At 59.0% G+C, this 14,750-nt stretch carries 18 protein-coding genes; 3 read left to right on the top strand and 15 right to left on the bottom strand.

What is annotated here, in order from left to right; genetic code table 11:
- Positions 1-366: 366 nt before the first annotated feature.
- Positions 367-993: a hypothetical protein gene (locus DGA31_RS24455; protein ID WP_109514263.1), complete on the top strand. Its 627-nt coding sequence runs from the start codon at positions 367-369 to the stop codon at positions 991-993.
- Between the two features lie 30 nt (positions 994-1,023).
- The gene (locus DGA31_RS24450) at positions 1,024-1,458 is read left to right on the top strand and encodes a DUF4952 domain-containing protein (protein ID WP_109514262.1); all 435 of its coding nucleotides are present in this window, start codon (positions 1,024-1,026) and stop codon (positions 1,456-1,458) included.
- A gap of 100 nt (positions 1,459-1,558) precedes the next feature.
- Here DGA31_RS24450 and DGA31_RS24445 read toward each other — a convergent pair whose 3' ends face one another.
- A complete protein-coding gene (locus DGA31_RS24445) occupies positions 1,559-2,113 on the bottom strand; it encodes a single-stranded DNA-binding protein (protein WP_056836237.1) in 555 nt (184 codons plus the stop codon).
- Positions 2,114-2,122: 9 nt separating this feature from the next.
- Positions 2,123-3,520: an MFS transporter gene (locus tag DGA31_RS24440; RefSeq protein WP_109514261.1), complete on the bottom strand. Its 1,398-nt coding sequence runs from the start codon at positions 3,518-3,520 to the stop codon at positions 2,123-2,125.
- Between the two features lie 129 nt (positions 3,521-3,649).
- Between DGA31_RS24440 and uvrA the strand changes: the two genes are divergently transcribed.
- On the top strand, positions 3,650-6,484 hold the full coding sequence (uvrA, locus tag DGA31_RS24435) for an excinuclease ABC subunit UvrA (protein WP_161959231.1): 2,835 nt from the start codon (positions 3,650-3,652) through the stop codon (positions 6,482-6,484).
- A gap of 63 nt (positions 6,485-6,547) precedes the next feature.
- Here uvrA and bfr read toward each other — a convergent pair whose 3' ends face one another.
- The 13 genes from bfr to rplR all read right to left on the bottom strand — a co-directional run bounded on the left by bfr (position 6,548) and on the right by rplR (position 14,740).
- Positions 6,548-7,012 (bottom strand): bacterioferritin, encoded by a 465-nt coding sequence (gene bfr / locus DGA31_RS24430; RefSeq protein WP_056836243.1) that lies wholly within the window; start codon positions 7,010-7,012, stop codon positions 6,548-6,550.
- A 154-nt stretch (positions 7,013-7,166) separates the two neighbouring features.
- The gene (locus DGA31_RS24425; protein WP_056836245.1) at positions 7,167-8,615 is read right to left on the bottom strand and encodes a catalase; all 1,449 of its coding nucleotides are present in this window, start codon (positions 8,613-8,615) and stop codon (positions 7,167-7,169) included.
- Positions 8,616-8,793: 178 nt separating this feature from the next.
- Positions 8,794-9,180, bottom strand: coding sequence for a 50S ribosomal protein L17 (gene rplQ / locus DGA31_RS24420; protein ID WP_056836247.1), 387 nt, complete (start codon positions 9,178-9,180; stop codon positions 8,794-8,796).
- Positions 9,181-9,221: 41 nt separating this feature from the next.
- The gene (locus DGA31_RS24415; protein WP_056836250.1) at positions 9,222-10,223 is read right to left on the bottom strand and encodes a DNA-directed RNA polymerase subunit alpha; all 1,002 of its coding nucleotides are present in this window, start codon (positions 10,221-10,223) and stop codon (positions 9,222-9,224) included.
- Positions 10,224-10,245: 22 nt separating this feature from the next.
- On the bottom strand, positions 10,246-10,866 hold the full coding sequence (rpsD, locus tag DGA31_RS24410; protein WP_056836251.1) for a 30S ribosomal protein S4: 621 nt from the start codon (positions 10,864-10,866) through the stop codon (positions 10,246-10,248).
- Between the two features lie 18 nt (positions 10,867-10,884).
- Positions 10,885-11,274: a 30S ribosomal protein S11 gene (gene rpsK / locus DGA31_RS24405; protein ID WP_002555466.1), complete on the bottom strand. Its 390-nt coding sequence runs from the start codon at positions 11,272-11,274 to the stop codon at positions 10,885-10,887.
- Positions 11,275-11,304: 30 nt separating this feature from the next.
- On the bottom strand, positions 11,305-11,661 hold the full coding sequence (rpsM, locus tag DGA31_RS24400; RefSeq protein ID WP_056836253.1) for a 30S ribosomal protein S13: 357 nt from the start codon (positions 11,659-11,661) through the stop codon (positions 11,305-11,307).
- 130 nt (positions 11,662-11,791) lie between these two features.
- Positions 11,792-11,908 carry a 50S ribosomal protein L36 gene (rpmJ, locus tag DGA31_RS24395; RefSeq protein ID WP_002555468.1) on the bottom strand — a complete coding sequence of 39 codons (117 nt, stop codon included), beginning with the start codon at positions 11,906-11,908 and terminating at the stop codon, positions 11,792-11,794.
- A gap of 28 nt (positions 11,909-11,936) precedes the next feature.
- Positions 11,937-13,268: a preprotein translocase subunit SecY gene (gene secY / locus DGA31_RS24390; protein ID WP_056836255.1), complete on the bottom strand. Its 1,332-nt coding sequence runs from the start codon at positions 13,266-13,268 to the stop codon at positions 11,937-11,939.
- Positions 13,269-13,703 carry a 50S ribosomal protein L15 gene (rplO, locus tag DGA31_RS24385; RefSeq protein WP_056836258.1) on the bottom strand — a complete coding sequence of 145 codons (435 nt, stop codon included), beginning with the start codon at positions 13,701-13,703 and terminating at the stop codon, positions 13,269-13,271.
- 3 nt (positions 13,704-13,706) lie between these two features.
- Positions 13,707-13,883, bottom strand: coding sequence for a 50S ribosomal protein L30 (rpmD, locus tag DGA31_RS24380; protein ID WP_056836260.1), 177 nt, complete (start codon positions 13,881-13,883; stop codon positions 13,707-13,709).
- Positions 13,884-13,885: 2 nt separating this feature from the next.
- Complete coding sequence (rpsE, locus tag DGA31_RS24375) at positions 13,886-14,386, bottom strand: 30S ribosomal protein S5 (RefSeq protein ID WP_056836263.1); 501 nt, start codon at positions 14,384-14,386, stop codon at positions 13,886-13,888.
- A 3-nt stretch (positions 14,387-14,389) separates the two neighbouring features.
- Positions 14,390-14,740, bottom strand: coding sequence for a 50S ribosomal protein L18 (gene rplR / locus DGA31_RS24370; protein ID WP_056836265.1), 351 nt, complete (start codon positions 14,738-14,740; stop codon positions 14,390-14,392).
- Between the last annotated feature and the right edge of the window lie 10 nt (positions 14,741-14,750).

The following is a 14,750-nucleotide window of genomic DNA, read 5'->3' as shown; positions in this document are numbered from 1 at the left end:
CTGCACCGACATTCAAGGGATGGGCCTTCGCCCACCAGAAACTGATTACCATTCGTCCCGCAAAGTTCGCAGACCCGGGAAGATTTCATGCGGCATAGATGCCTTGCGATGGCTTGAATATCGTCGATCAAGGTTACATTCCAGCAGTCTGGCGACACCTGTAACAACCGTGCAGGACCTTGCAGAGCGTGGCTTGTAGCCATGACCCGCCCTTGAACAGGATCCTGCTCAAGGGCACGACAACCGCTCGCATTCAGGGTGCATTCGGCAACAGCACGTAATACAAAAGCGCCATCGGCGCCGCTTTCAATGGACGGGTTCAAACAATGGCGCTATGAGTGACAGGTCTTTCCAAGAGCCTGACGCATGAACAGCACACCTCCGTCGAGTCTGGTCGAGCCACCCGCCATGACCGACACGACAGCCTCAGCGCTGCGGCATCCGCCGATCTGGGAGGACCGCGACGACACGGTCAGATTGAGCTCGCTCGGCACCATGCTGTACATCGTGGCGTTGTTACTGGCCTTTCCGCTGTACGTGGCCGTGGTGATCTCCATTCACTTGCTCTATCCCGGACAAGGCCTGGTGACCGCGCATATCGACCTGATCGATTCGGCTGTGACCTGCATGGTGGTACCGCTGGCTGTCATGCTGGCCGGCTGGATGCTGTACTGGCTGAACGGTGAGCCCGAAGGGTTGGGCTTCTGTTTCGATGCGCCGCAACAGCGCTTCACCTTCACCCAGCAGCGACCTGCCCGGGCGCCGACGGCGGGCAGTGTGCCCTACAGCAACATCCTCGGTGTCGCCCCCTACAAGATGACCGCCTTTAGCGCCATCTCTCATATCGTGGTGTGCTTTGACGATGCCGATGGCAAACGGGTCTGGCTGCGGTTCTGGGTGCATATCCAGGACAAGGACATGGCGTTTCATACCGCCTGGCTGCGCGAATCACTTGGCGACAAGGTGGATGACGTCTGTGATCTGGATAAGTGAAGGCTTCAGAGACCCTGCGCGAACGTGGCCATGAATATGTCAGTGAAAAGCCTGTGCCACGACCTTTTCTTCCTGCTGCTGTTGATTTCGGCGGGTGGCGCGAAGGCGCAACCGCACTGCGGGGATTTCCTCGCGCAACTGAGCAACAAGCCTGAATTTGTCGTGTTGCTGGAATGCACCCAGCACAACGATATCCAGGAAAAACCCTTCGTGGCGCGTTACCGCGTGAAAGGCTCGGATGCGCATGAGGCTGAACGGTACATGCGCCAGGCCTTCGGCTTGCCTGCGCTCCGGTTCATGTGCTGCGACTGGGACTCGACCCTTCATTTTTACCGTGATGAACAAACACGCCGGCCTTACATGATCGGCATGGGGTCCGAGGAAACGCTGGTGAACACGCGGGATGGGTGGCCTGTGATCGCGTTCTTCTATATCAGCGTCTCTTTGTTTACTGAAGACCCTTGAACGCGCTTGCGCCCATGTCAATGTCATACGTGCGGACAGCAAAAAGCGAAGCCGGATCAATGGCTTCGCTTCTTGTTGTTACAGCCCTGAAATGCGGCGCTTAGAACGGAATATCGTCATCGAAGCTGTCGAAATCCGCAGCCGGCTGCGGTGCCTGCTGGGGCGCAGGACGCGACTCGCGCTGCGGTGGCTGGCCGTACGACTGTGGCTGCTGCTGAGGCGCAGGCGCCGGGCGCGACTGCTGTGGGCGCGGTGCGGACTGGGCGTAGTTGTTACCGCCGCCGCCCTGGCCTTGCTGGGCATCACCCTGTGGACGGCCGCCCAACAGCTGCATGGTGCCCTGCATGTCGACGATGATCTCGGTGGTGTAGCGCTTGATACCGTCTTTTTCCCACTCGCGGGTCTGCAGCTTGCCCTCGATGTAGACCTGCGAACCCTTGCGCAGGTATTCGCCAGCGATCTCGGCGACCTTGCCGAACATCGACACGCGGTGCCATTCGGTCTTTTCGACCTTCTGGCCGCTCTGCTTGTCGGTCCACTGCTCGCTGGTCGCCAGACTCAGGTTGGTCACGGCGTTGCCGTTAGGCAGGTAACGGACTTCGGGATCCTGGCCGCATGTACCGACCAATATGACTTTGTTAACCCCACGGGCCATAACGTTCTCCTAGGCTTCGCACGTTTGAGCGGCTGGATTGTTGACCAGCCTTTCGAGCGACGCACGATCCAATAGTTTTGCATCAAGTTTGATATAGATAGCTGCTTCTTCGGTCACGACCACTGCATCGGTCACGCCGGGTACGGACATCAGGCGTTGTGCCAGGCCCGCTTCGCGTTGCGCCTGGTCCGACAGCGGCAGGCGCAGGCTGGTCACGTAGGGCGGCTCGCGCATGGTCATGGCGACGATCAGCCAGACGCCGGCCATGGCGGCACACCCGAGGAATACCACGTCCAGGCCACCTTGCTGGTACAGCCAGCCGCCCAGGATGCCACCGAGCGCCGAGCCGAGGAACTGACTGGTGGAATACACCCCCATGGCCGTGCCCTTGCCGCCTGCTGGCGCCACTTTGCTGATCAGTGAAGGCAGCGTGGCTTCGAGCAGGTTGAACGCGGTGAAGAATACCACGCTGCCGATCACCAGAGTCCGCAGCGTGTCGCCAAAAGCCCAGAAGTATATTTCAGAGAGCATCAGAACCGCGACCGCGCCCAGCAGCACGCGCTTCATTCGGCGCTTCTTCTCGCCGTAGATGATGAACGGAATCATCGCGAAGAACGACACCAGCAGCGCGGTCAGGTACACCCACCAGTGCTGCTCCTTGGGCAGGCCGGCCCGTTCGACCAGCGCCAGCGGCAAGGCGACGAAGCTGGACATGAGCATGGCATGCAGCACGAAGATGCCCACGTCCAGGCGCAGCAGGTCCGGATGGCGCAGGGTCGCCCCCAGGGCCTGCTTGTCGACGCCCGACTCACGGTGCATCAAGGGGCCACCGGCCTTGGGCACGACGAAGGCAACGATCAGGATGCCCAGCAAGGCCATCCCGCCAGTGGCCAGGAACAGCCCCGACAGGCCGAAGGCGCTGGTGAGCAACGGACCGATGACCATGGCGATGGCGAACGACAGACCGATGGTCATGCCGATCATGGCCATGGCCTTGGTGCGGTGCTGCTCGCGGGTCAGGTCCGACAGCAGCGCCATCACGGCCGCCGAAATGGCGCCCGCCCCTTGCAGCACACGGCCCAGGATCACACCCTCGATCGAATGTGCGTTGGCGGCCACCACGCTGCCGATGGCAAAGATCAGCAAGCCCAGGTAGATCACCGGGCGCCGGCCAATGCGGTCGGAGATGAAGCCCAGCGGGATCTGCAGGATGGCCTGGGTCAAGCCATAGGCGCCGATGGCCAGGCCGATCAGCGCAGGCGTGGCGCCGGCCAGGTCCATGCCGTAGGTCGACAGGACCGGCAGGACCATGAACATGCCAAGCATACGGAACGCAAACACCAGCGCCAGCCCACCGGCGGCGCGGGTCTCGACGCCACTCATGCGTTCGCTATGGGGATCTTGCATGGAAAAACCTCGTGTGAACCGGCGGCGATTCTACCAGTCCCATCGTCATACAGCACATACGCGGCGCTTTGCCGCGCATTGCAGTGGAGCCGTATACTCCGTCGTTTATGCCCGCCAAGCGAGGCCGCAGTGGACAAAATCCTGATTCGTGGGGCTCGAACCCACAACCTGAAAAATATCGACCTGACCCTTCCTCGCGACAAGCTGATCGTCATTACCGGACTTTCAGGCTCGGGCAAGTCGTCGCTGGCATTCGACACGCTCTATGCCGAGGGGCAACGCCGCTACGTCGAGTCGCTGTCGGCTTATGCCCGACAGTTTCTGTCGATGATGGAAAAGCCTGACGTTGACACCATCGAAGGCCTGTCGCCGGCGATTTCCATCGAACAGAAATCGACCTCGCACAACCCGCGCTCTACCGTTGGCACCATCACCGAAATCTACGACTACCTGCGCCTGCTGTATGCGCGGGTCGGTCAGCCGCGCTGTCCGGATCACGATATTGCGCTGGAAGCCCAGACCGTCAGCCAGATGGTCGACCTGGTGCTGGCGCAACCCGAAGGCCGCCGGCTGATGCTGCTGGCCCCCGTGGTCCGCGAGCGCAAGGGCGAGCACCTGTCGGTGTTCGAGGAGCTGCGCGCCCAGGGCTTCGTGCGGGCCCGGATCAACGGCAAGCTGTACGAACTCGATGAAGTGCCGAAGCTGGATAAACAGAAGAAGCACTCCATTGATGTGGTGGTCGACCGCTTCAAGGTACGCAACGACCTGCAGCAGCGCCTGGCCGAGTCCTTCGAGACCGCCTTGCAACTGGCCGATGGCATTGCCTGGGTTGCGCCGATGGACGACGAGCCTGGCGAAGAAATGATTTTCTCTGCACGCTTCGCCTGCCCGATCTGCGGTCATGCGATCAGCGAGCTGGAGCCCAAGCTGTTTTCGTTCAACAACCCGGCCGGCGCCTGTCCGACCTGTGACGGTCTGGGCGTGAAGCAGTTCTTCGACGTCAAGCGGCTGGTCAATGCCGAGCTGACCCTGGCCGAGGGGGCGATACGCGGCTGGGACCGGCGCAACGTGTATTACTTCCAGATGCTTGGCTCACTGGCGCAACACTACAGCTTCAGCCTGGACGAGCCGTTCAAGCTGCTGCCCGCCGAGATCCAGAAGGTCCTGCTGCACGGCAGCGGCAGCCACAGCGTGGAATTTCGCTACCTCAACGACCGCGGCGACATCGTCAAGCGTGCGCATGCATTCGAAGGCATCGTGCCGAACCTGGAGCGCCGCTATCGTGAGACCGAGTCGGCCAGCGTGCGTGAAGAGCTGGCCAAGTTGCTCAGCACCCAGGCCTGCCCGGATTGCCGCGGCACTCGCCTGCGCCGTGAGGCGCGGCATGTATGGGTGGGCGAAAAGACCCTGCCGGCCGTTACCGGCATGCCGATCGGTGATGCCACCGAGTATTTTGCCGGCCTGACCCTGACCGGACGCCGCGGCGAGATTGCCGCCAAGATTCTCAAGGAGATCTGCGAGCGCCTGCAGTTTCTGGTCAACGTCGGGCTTGATTACCTGACCCTGGACCGCAGCGCCGACACCCTGTCGGGGGGCGAAGCCCAGCGGATTCGCCTGGCCAGCCAGATTGGCGCGGGCCTGGTGGGCGTCATGTACATCCTCGACGAGCCGTCCATCGGCCTGCACCAGCGCGACAACGATCGCCTGCTGGGCACGCTCAAGCACCTGCGTGACATCGGCAACACGGTGATCGTGGTCGAGCACGACGAAGACGCCATTCGCCTGGCCGACTACGTCGTGGACATCGGCCCTGGCGCCGGTGTGCATGGCGGGCAGATCGTGGCTGAGGGTACGCCTGATGAAGTCATGAATCATCCTGACTCGCTGACCGGCAAGTACTTGTCGGGCCGGGTGAAGATTGCCGTGCCGGCCAAGCGCACACCGCGCAACAAGAAGCTGTCGCTGACCCTCAAGGGCGCGCGCGGCAACAACCTGCGCAATGTGAACCTGGAAATCCCCATCGGCCTGCTGACCTGCGTGACCGGCGTATCCGGGTCGGGCAAGTCGACGCTGATCAACAACACATTGTTTCCGCTCAGCGCCACGGCCCTGAATGGTGCCACCACGCTGGAAGCCTCGGCGCATGACAGCATCAATGGCCTGCAGCACCTGGACAAGGTGGTGGACATCGATCAAAGCCCGATCGGCCGTACGCCCCGCTCCAATCCGGCGACTTATACCGGGCTGTTCACGCCGATCCGTGAGCTGTTTTCCGGAGTGCCGGAATCACGTTCACGCGGCTACGGGCCTGGGCGTTTTTCCTTCAACGTCAAGGGTGGGCGCTGCGAGGCGTGCCAGGGCGACGGTCTGATCAAGGTCGAAATGCACTTTCTGCCCGACATCTACGTGCCGTGCGATGTGTGCAAGAGCAAGCGCTACAACCGCGAGACGCTGGAGATCAAGTACAAGGGCAAGAACATCCACGAGGTGCTGGAAATGACCATCGAGGACGCCCGCGATTTCTTCGAGGCCGTACCGGCCCTGGCGCGCAAGCTGCAGACGCTGATGGATGTGGGGCTGTCGTACATCAAGCTGGGCCAGTCGGCGACCACGCTGTCGGGCGGTGAAGCGCAGCGGGTCAAGCTGTCACGCGAGCTGTCCAAGCGTGACACCGGCAAGACCCTGTACATCCTCGACGAGCCGACCACAGGTCTGCACTTTGCCGATATCCAGCAATTGCTCGACGTCTTGCATCGCCTGCGCGACCACGGCAATACGGTGGTGGTGATCGAGCACAACCTGGATGTGATCAAGACCGCCGACTGGCTCGTGGACCTGGGTCCTGAAGGCGGCTCACGCGGCGGGCAGATCATTGCCGTCGGCACGCCCGAACAGGTCGCCGGGATGGAGCAGTCCTATACCGGGCACTACCTCAAGCCGCTGCTGGAACGTGATCGCGCCTGATTCCGCGCCATGAAAAAAGCCCCTGACACAGAGCGTGCAGGGGCTTTTTCATGGGCGCTTGAATCAGAACTGCGATTGCAGGTAGTTCTGCAGGCCGATGGCCTTGATCAGGCCCATCTGCTGCTCCAGCCAGTAGGTGTGGTCTTCTTCGGTGTCGGCCAGCTGGGCGCGCAGGATGTCACGGCTGATGTAGTCGCCATGCTGCTCGCACAACGCGATGCCTTTGCACAGGGCGGCGCGCACCTTGTATTCCAGGCGCAAGTCGCTGGCGAGCATCTCCGGCACGGTGGTGCCGACGTCCAGGTCGTCCGGGCGCATGCGCGGCGTGCCTTCGAGCATCAGGATCCGACGGATCAGCGCGTCGGCGTGCTGGCCCTCTTCTTCCATCTCATGGTTGATGCGCTCGTAGAGCTTGGCGAAACCCCAATCTTCGTACATGCGCGAGTGGATGAAATATTGGTCGCGGGCAGCGAGCTCGCCGGTGAGCAACGTGTTGAGATAATCGATTACGTCTGGGTGGCCTTGCATCGCCGTCCATCTCCTACTGAAAGGCTGTATTTTGAACCAAGGCTTCTCCAAGGTCACGACCGTTGACGCAATAACTCGATAAAAAGCTGCGAAAATCGGACATCCAGATGCGAAAAACCGCCCAAATGCGGGCGGTTCTGTTTATCACTACGACTTAGCTCAAGGTTACGCCCAATGCGTTGGCAACACCTTGACCATAAGCGGCATCGGCCTTGAAGAAATGCTGCAACTGACGCTGCACCACATCGTCGCTGACGCCGGCCATGGCCCCGGCAATGTTGCTGATCAGCAGGGCTTTCTGCTCATCGTTCATCAGGTTGAACAGTTTGCCAGCGTGACTGTAGTAGTCGGTGTCTTCGCGATGATCATGACGATCAGCCGTGCCGCTGAGCGACAGGGCAGGTTCCGCGTAGCGAGGCGCCTGCTTGGGCGCATCGGCGTAGCTGTTGGGCTCGTAGTTCGGTGCGGCACCACCGTTGTCACCCAGGGCCATGGCACCGTCACGCTGATAGGTGTGCACAGGGCTCAGCGCAGCGTTGATTGGCAGGTGCTGGTGATTGGTACCGACACGGTAGCGATGCGCATCGGCATAGGCGAACACGCGACCTTGCAGCATACGGTCCGGCGACAGACCGACGCCAGGCACCATGTTGCTCGGACCGAAGGCGGCCTGCTCGACTTCGGCAAAGTAATTGAGCGGGTTACGGTTGAGTTCCAGCTCGCCCACTTCGATCAGCGGGAATTCCTTTTGCGACCAGGTCTTGGTCACATCGAACGGATTCTCGTAGTGATTGGCGGCCTGCTCTTCGGTCATGAGCTGGATGCACACCTGCCATTTCGGGAAGTCGCCGCGCTCGATGGCGCCAAACAGGTCACGCTGGGCGTAATCGGGGTCGGTACCGGCCAGACGTGCGGCTTCAGCCGGCGGCAGGTTCTTGATGCCCTGGCGGGTCTTGTAGTGCCACTTGACCCAATGACGCTCACCGGCGGCATTGATCAGGCTGTAGGTGTGGCTGCCGAAGCCGTGCATATGGCGGTAGCCGTCGGGGATGCCACGGTCCGAGAACAGGATGGTGACCTGGTGCAGCGCCTCGGGCGAATGCGACCAGAAATCCCACATCATCTGCGCACTTTTCAGGTTGCTTTGCGGCAGGCGCTTCTGGGTGTGGATAAAGTCGGGGAATTTCATCGGATCACGGATGAAAAACACCGGGGTGTTATTGCCGACGATGTCCCAATTGCCTTCTTCGGTATAGAACTTGAGCGCAAAGCCGCGCGGGTCGCGCTCGGTGTCTGCCGAGCCACGCTCGCCACCGACCGTGGAAAAGCGCAGGAAGATCGGCGTCTGTTTGCCGACCGCCTCAAACAGCCGGGCATGGCTGTATTGGGTGATGTCGCGCGTAACGGTAAAGGTGCCATGGGCACCCGAGCCTTTGGCGTGCACACGGCGCTCAGGGATATTTTCGCGATTGAAGTGGGCCAGCTTTTCGATCAGGTGAAAATCTTCAAGCAACAGAGGGCCACGCGGGCCTGCGGAACGAGAGTTCTGGTTATCCGCAACGGGTGCGCCGCTGGCGGTGGTAAGGGTTCTATTCTGGCTCATTATTTATATTCCTCAGGCTCGATGCAGCCGGCTAATCGGCATGAGGCAGAGTATCGTCCAGAATCGTTACAAGGGTAAATTGATTGATTGTTAAATGTTGATAGGCATAAGCAATAGCTATTCACAGGCCACAAAAAACCGGGCACAGGGCCCGGTTTCTTGTGATCAGACTGACGTCTTATTCAGCAGCTTCTACAGCGCCGCCAACAGGACGATCAACCAGCTCGACGTACGCCATAGGCGCGTTGTCGCCAGCGCGGAAACCGCACTTCAGGATACGCAGGTAGCCGCCCTGACGGGTGGCGTAGCGCTTACCCAGATCGTTGAACAGCTTGCCGACCATTTCTTTCGAACGGGTACGGTCAAAAGCCAGACGGCGATTGGCAACGCTGTCTACCTTGGCCAGAGTGATCAGCGGCTCGGCAACGCGGCGCAGTTCCTTGGCTTTCGGCAGGGTAGTCTTGATCAGCTCGTGCTCGAACAGCGACACCGCCATGTTCTGGAACATGGCTTTGCGGTGGGAGCTGGTACGGCTCAGGTGACGTCCACTTTTACGATGACGCATGGTTCATTCCTTACCAAACTCTCGTTCGGTGATTACGACGATCAGGCCGTGGCCTTGTCGTCCTTCTTAAGACTTGCCGGCGGCCAGTTGTCGAGGCGCATGCCGAGTGACAGACCACGGGAGGCCAATACGTCCTTGATCTCGGTCAGGGACTTCTTGCCCAGGTTCGGAGTTTTCAACAACTCTACTTCGGTGCGCTGAATCAGGTCGCCGATGTAGTAGATGTTCTCCGCCTTCAGGCAGTTGGCCGAACGTACAGTCAGTTCCAAATCGTCAACCGGACGAAGCAGGATCGGATCGATCTCGTCTTCCTGTTCGACTACCACTGGCTCACTGTCACCCTTGAGGTCGACGAACGCAGCCAACTGCTGTTGCAGGATGGTTGCAGCGCGGCGGATAGCCTCTTCAGGATCCAGGGTACCGTTGGTTTCCAGATCAATAACCAGCTTGTCCAGGTTGGTACGCTGCTCGACACGGGCGTTTTCCACCACGTAAGCGATACGACGTACCGGACTGAACGAAGAGTCAAGCTGCAAGCGACCAATGCTGCGGCTTTCGTCTTCATCGCTCTGACGCGAGTCTGCCGGCTCATAACCACGACCACGAGCTACGGTGAGCTTCATGTTCAGGACGCCGTTGGACGCCAGGTTAGCGATTACGTGATCGGGGTTGACGATCTCGACATCGTGATCCAGCTGAATATCGGCAGCGGTAACCACCCCCGAACCCTTTTTAGACAAGGTCAGCGTAACTTCGTCTCGACCGTGCAGCTTGATAGCCAGGCCCTTGAGGTTCAACAGGATTTCAATGACATCTTCCTGTACACCTTCGATCGCGCTGTACTCATGGAGTACACCGTCGATCTCGGCCTCGACTACTGCACAGCCGGGCATGGAGGACAACAGAATGCGACGCAGCGCGTTGCCCAGGGTGTGGCCAAAGCCACGCTCGAGAGGCTCGAGCGTGATCTTGGCGCGGGTTGGACTGACAACCTGCACATCAATATGGCGGGGTGTCAGGAACTCATTTACCGAACTCTGCATGGATGCACCTATTTTCTAGCCCTTACTTGGAGTAGAGCTCGACAATCAGGCTTTCGTTGATGTCGGCGGATAGATCACTGCGAGCAGGAACGCTTTTGAAAACGCCCGATTTCTTCTCAGTGTCTACGTCTACCCATTCTACGCGGCCACGTTGGGCACACAGATCCAGAGCCTGGACAATACGCAGTTGGTTCTTAGCTTTTTCACGTACAGCAACAACGTCACCAGCACGCACCTGATACGAAGGCACGTTGACGGTCTGACCGTTTACGCTGATGGACTTGTGCGAAACCAGCTGACGGGATTCGGCACGCGTCGAGCCGAAGCCCATACGGTATACGACGTTGTCCAGACGGCATTCGAGCAGTTGCAGCAGGTTTTCACCGGTTGCACCTTTCTTGCTCGCGGCTTGCTTGTAGTAGCCGCTGAACTGACGCTCGAGAACACCGTAGATACGACGTACTTTTTGCTTTTCACGCAGCTGGGTGCCGTAATCGGACTGACGACCGCGGCGCTGACCGTGGATGCCTGGAGCTGCTTCGATGTTGCACTTGGACTCGAGTGCGCGAACACCGCTCTTCAGAAAGAGGTCGGTGCCTTCACGGCGAGCAAGTTTGCATTTTGGACCAATGTAACGAGCCATTTCTTACAGTCTCCTGGATTACACGCGGCGCTTCTTCGGCGGACGGCACCCGTTGTGCGGGATTGGCGTCACGTCGGTGATGCTGGCGATCTTATAGCCACAGCCGTTCAATGCACGGACAGCGGACTCACGACCTGGGCCTGGACCCTTGACGTTAACGTCGAGGTTCTTCAGACCGTACTCCAGCGCGGCTTGACCAGCACGCTCGGCGGCTACTTGAGCTGCGAACGGGGTGGACTTACGCGAACCACGGAAACCCGAACCGCCGGAGGTAGCCCAAGACAGCGCGTTACCTTGACGATCGGTGATGGTGACGATGGTGTTGTTAAAAGACGCGTGGATGTGGGCGATGCCATCAACCACTGTCTTTTTGACTTTCTTACGAGGACGAGCAGCAGGTTTTGCCATGACTATATTCCTGTCGAAACGCTAAAACGATTACTTGCGGATCGGCTTACGCGGACCTTTGCGAGTACGTGCGTTGGTCTTGGTACGCTGACCGCGTACTGGCAGACCACGACGATGACGAAGACCGCGGTAGCAGCCCAGGTCCATCAAGCGTTTGATCTTCATGTTGATTTCGCGACGCAGGTCACCTTCAGTGGTGAGCTTCGCTACTTCGCCACGCAGTTGTTCGATCTGCTCGTCGCTCAGATCCTTGATCTTTGCGGCCGGGTTGACCCCGGAAACTGCACAGATTTTCTGCGCAGTGGTGCGACCAACACCGTAGATGTAGGTCAGCGAGATAACAGTATGCTTGTTATCCGGAATGTTAACGCCTGCAATACGGGCCATTCAGTGGAACTCCAGTTGACAGCTACCTACGCCCCGGAAGCCAAGAAATAGGGCGCGAGATAATATCGCTGTAGTAACAAATAATCAACCCAGCAGCGCACTAGCTGCTGGGCTTAAACACAGCTCACAATCAGCCTTGGCGCTGCTTATGACGTGGTTCCGCGCTGCAAATTACTCGAACGACACCTTCGCGGCGAATAATCTTGCAGTTGCGGCACAGCTTTTTCACCGATGCACGAACTTTCATCACCAACTCCTCGAACCTTATGGGTCTCTCAGCGCAGCATATTGCCGCCACCGTAGCCCTTCAGGTTGGCTTTCTTCATCAGGGATTCATACTGGTGCGAAACGAGGTGCGATTGTACTTGCGACATGAAGTCCATCACAACCACGACCACGATCAGCAACGAGGTCCCGCCAAGGTAGAACGGAACGTTGGCCGCGACCACCAGGAACTGGGGAAGCAGGCACACCGCCGTCATATAGAGAGCACCGAACAGGGTCAAACGGGTCAGCACGCCATCAATGTAGCGGGCCGACTGCTCACCTGGACGGATGCCCGGAATAAAGGCACCGGACTTTTTCAGGTTTTCCGCTACGTCTTTCGGATTGAACATCAACGCCGTATAGAAGAAGCAGAAGAAAATGATCCCTGCACTAAACAGCAGAATGTTCAACGGCTGACCAGGAGCGATCGACTGCGAGATGTCCTGCAACCAGCCCAGACCTTCGGACTGACCAAACCAGGACCCCAGCGAAGCCGGGAACAGCAGAATGCTGCTGGCGAAAATGGCCGGAATGACGCCTGCCATGTTCACCTTCAACGGCAAGTGGCTGGTCTGCGCAGCGAAGACCTTGCGGCCCTGCTGACGCTTGGCGTAATGCACAGCGATGCGACGCTGGCCACGCTCAATGAACACCACGAAACCGATGATCGCTACAGCCAGCAACCCGATGGCGACCAACGCGAAAATGTTGATATCGCCCTGACGTGCAGACTCGAAAGACTGCCCGATCGCCCTCGGAAGACCGGCAACAATACCTGCGAAAATTAACATCGAGATACCGTTGCCAACACCGCGCTCTGTAATCTGCTCGCCCAGCCACATCATGAACATCGCCCCCGCCACAAAGGTGGTGACGGCCACGAAGTGGAAACCGAAGTCTGCAGAGAACGCAACGCCCTGACCGGCCAAGCCGACGGACATGCCGACAGCTTGAACCAGGGCCAGGATGACGGTGAGATAGCGGGTGTATTGGCTGATCTTGCGACGACCAGCCTCACCTTCCTTCTTCAACTGCTCCAGTTGCGGACTGACGGCGGTCATCAGCTGCATGATGATCGATGCCGAGATGTACGGCATGATCCCCAGTGCAAAGATGCTCATCCGTTCCAGTGCACCACCGGAAAACATGTTGAACAAGCTAAGAATGGTCCCCTCATTCTGTCGAAACAGTTCGGCCAGCCGGTCCGGGTTGATACCTGGCACTGGGATATGCGCACCGATCCGATAGACGATAATCGCCATGAACAGGAAACGCAGTCGAGCCCAGAGTTCGGACAACCCGCCTTTGCTGAGCGCTGAGAGAGCACCTTGCTTAGCCATTTATTCCTCGAACTTGCCGCCAGCTGCTTCGATAGCCGCACGTGCACCTTTGGTGACGGCGATACCCTTGATGGTGACAGCGCGAGTCACTTCGCCCGACAGCATGATTTTCACACGCTGTACGTTCTGGTTGATCACGTTGGCATCTTTCAGGGACTGCACGGAAACGATGTCGCCTTCCACTTTGGCCAGCTCGGACAGACGCACTTCTGCGCGGTCCATGGCTTTCAGGGAAACGAAACCGAACTTCGGCAGACGACGATGCAGAGGCTGTTGGCCACCCTCGAAGCCCGGAGCGATGGTGCCACCGGAACGGGAGGTCTGACCTTTGTGGCCACGGCCACCGGTCTTGCCCAAACCGCTACCGATACCACGGCCCGGACGATGCTTCTCAGGACGGGATCCTGGAGCAGGACTCAGATCATTGAGTTTCATCGATTAACCCTCGACGCGCAGCAGGTAGTAGGCCTTGTTGATCATCCCGCGATTCTCGGGAGTATCAAGGACTTCTACGGTGTGACCGATGCGACGCAGACCCAGACCCTTAACGCACAGCTTGTGGTTAGGGAGACGGCCGGCGACGCTTTTGATCAACGTTACTTTAACGGTAGCCATGATCAGACGATCTCCTCAACACGCTTGCCACGTTTGGCAGCGATGGACTCAGGAGACTGCATGCTCTTCAGACCCTTGAAAGTGGCGTGAACCACGTTTACAGGGTTAGTCGAGCCGTAGCACTTGGCCAGAACGTTCTGGACACCAGCCACTTCCAGTACGGCACGCATGGCGCCGCCGGCGATGATACCGGTACCTTCGGAAGCAGGCTGCATGTACACCTTCGAGGCGCCGTGGGCGGACTTGATAGCGTACTGCAGGGTGGTGCCGTCCAGATCAACCTGGATCATGTTGCGACGAGCAGCTTCCATAGCTTTCTGGATAGCAGCAGGTACTTCGCGCGATTTACCGCGACCGAAGCCAACACGGCCTTTGCCATCACCTACCACGGTCAACGCGGTGAAGGTGAAAATACGACCGCCTTTGACGGTCTTGGCAACGCGGTTAACCTGGACGAGTTTCTCGATGTAACCTTCGTCGCGTTTTTGGTCGTTATTTGCCATAACTTAGAACTCCAGCCCGCCTTCACGAGCAGCATCAGCCAGCGCTTTGACACGGCCGTGGTACTTGAAGCCAGAACGGTCGAAAGCAACTTGCGATACGCCAGCGGCCTTAGCACGCTCAGCAACCAACTTGCCAACCTTAGTGGCCGCCTCGATGTTGCCGGTGGCAGCATCACGCAGTTCTTTGTCCAAGGTCGAGGCGCTTGCCAGGACCTTGCTGCCGTCGGCCGAGATGACCTGGGCATAAATGTGCTGCGAAGAGCGGTGCACGCAGAGGCGCACGACTTCGAGTTCGTGCATTTTCAGGCGTGCTTTGCGAGCGCGACGCAGTCGGGTAACTTTTTTGACGGTCATTTGCTATGCC

The organism is Pseudomonas ovata, assembly GCF_003131185.1.
Taxonomy (GTDB): Bacteria; Pseudomonadota; Gammaproteobacteria; order Pseudomonadales; family Pseudomonadaceae; genus Aquipseudomonas; species Aquipseudomonas ovata.
This window is presented reverse-complemented; position numbering and strand designations above follow the sequence as displayed.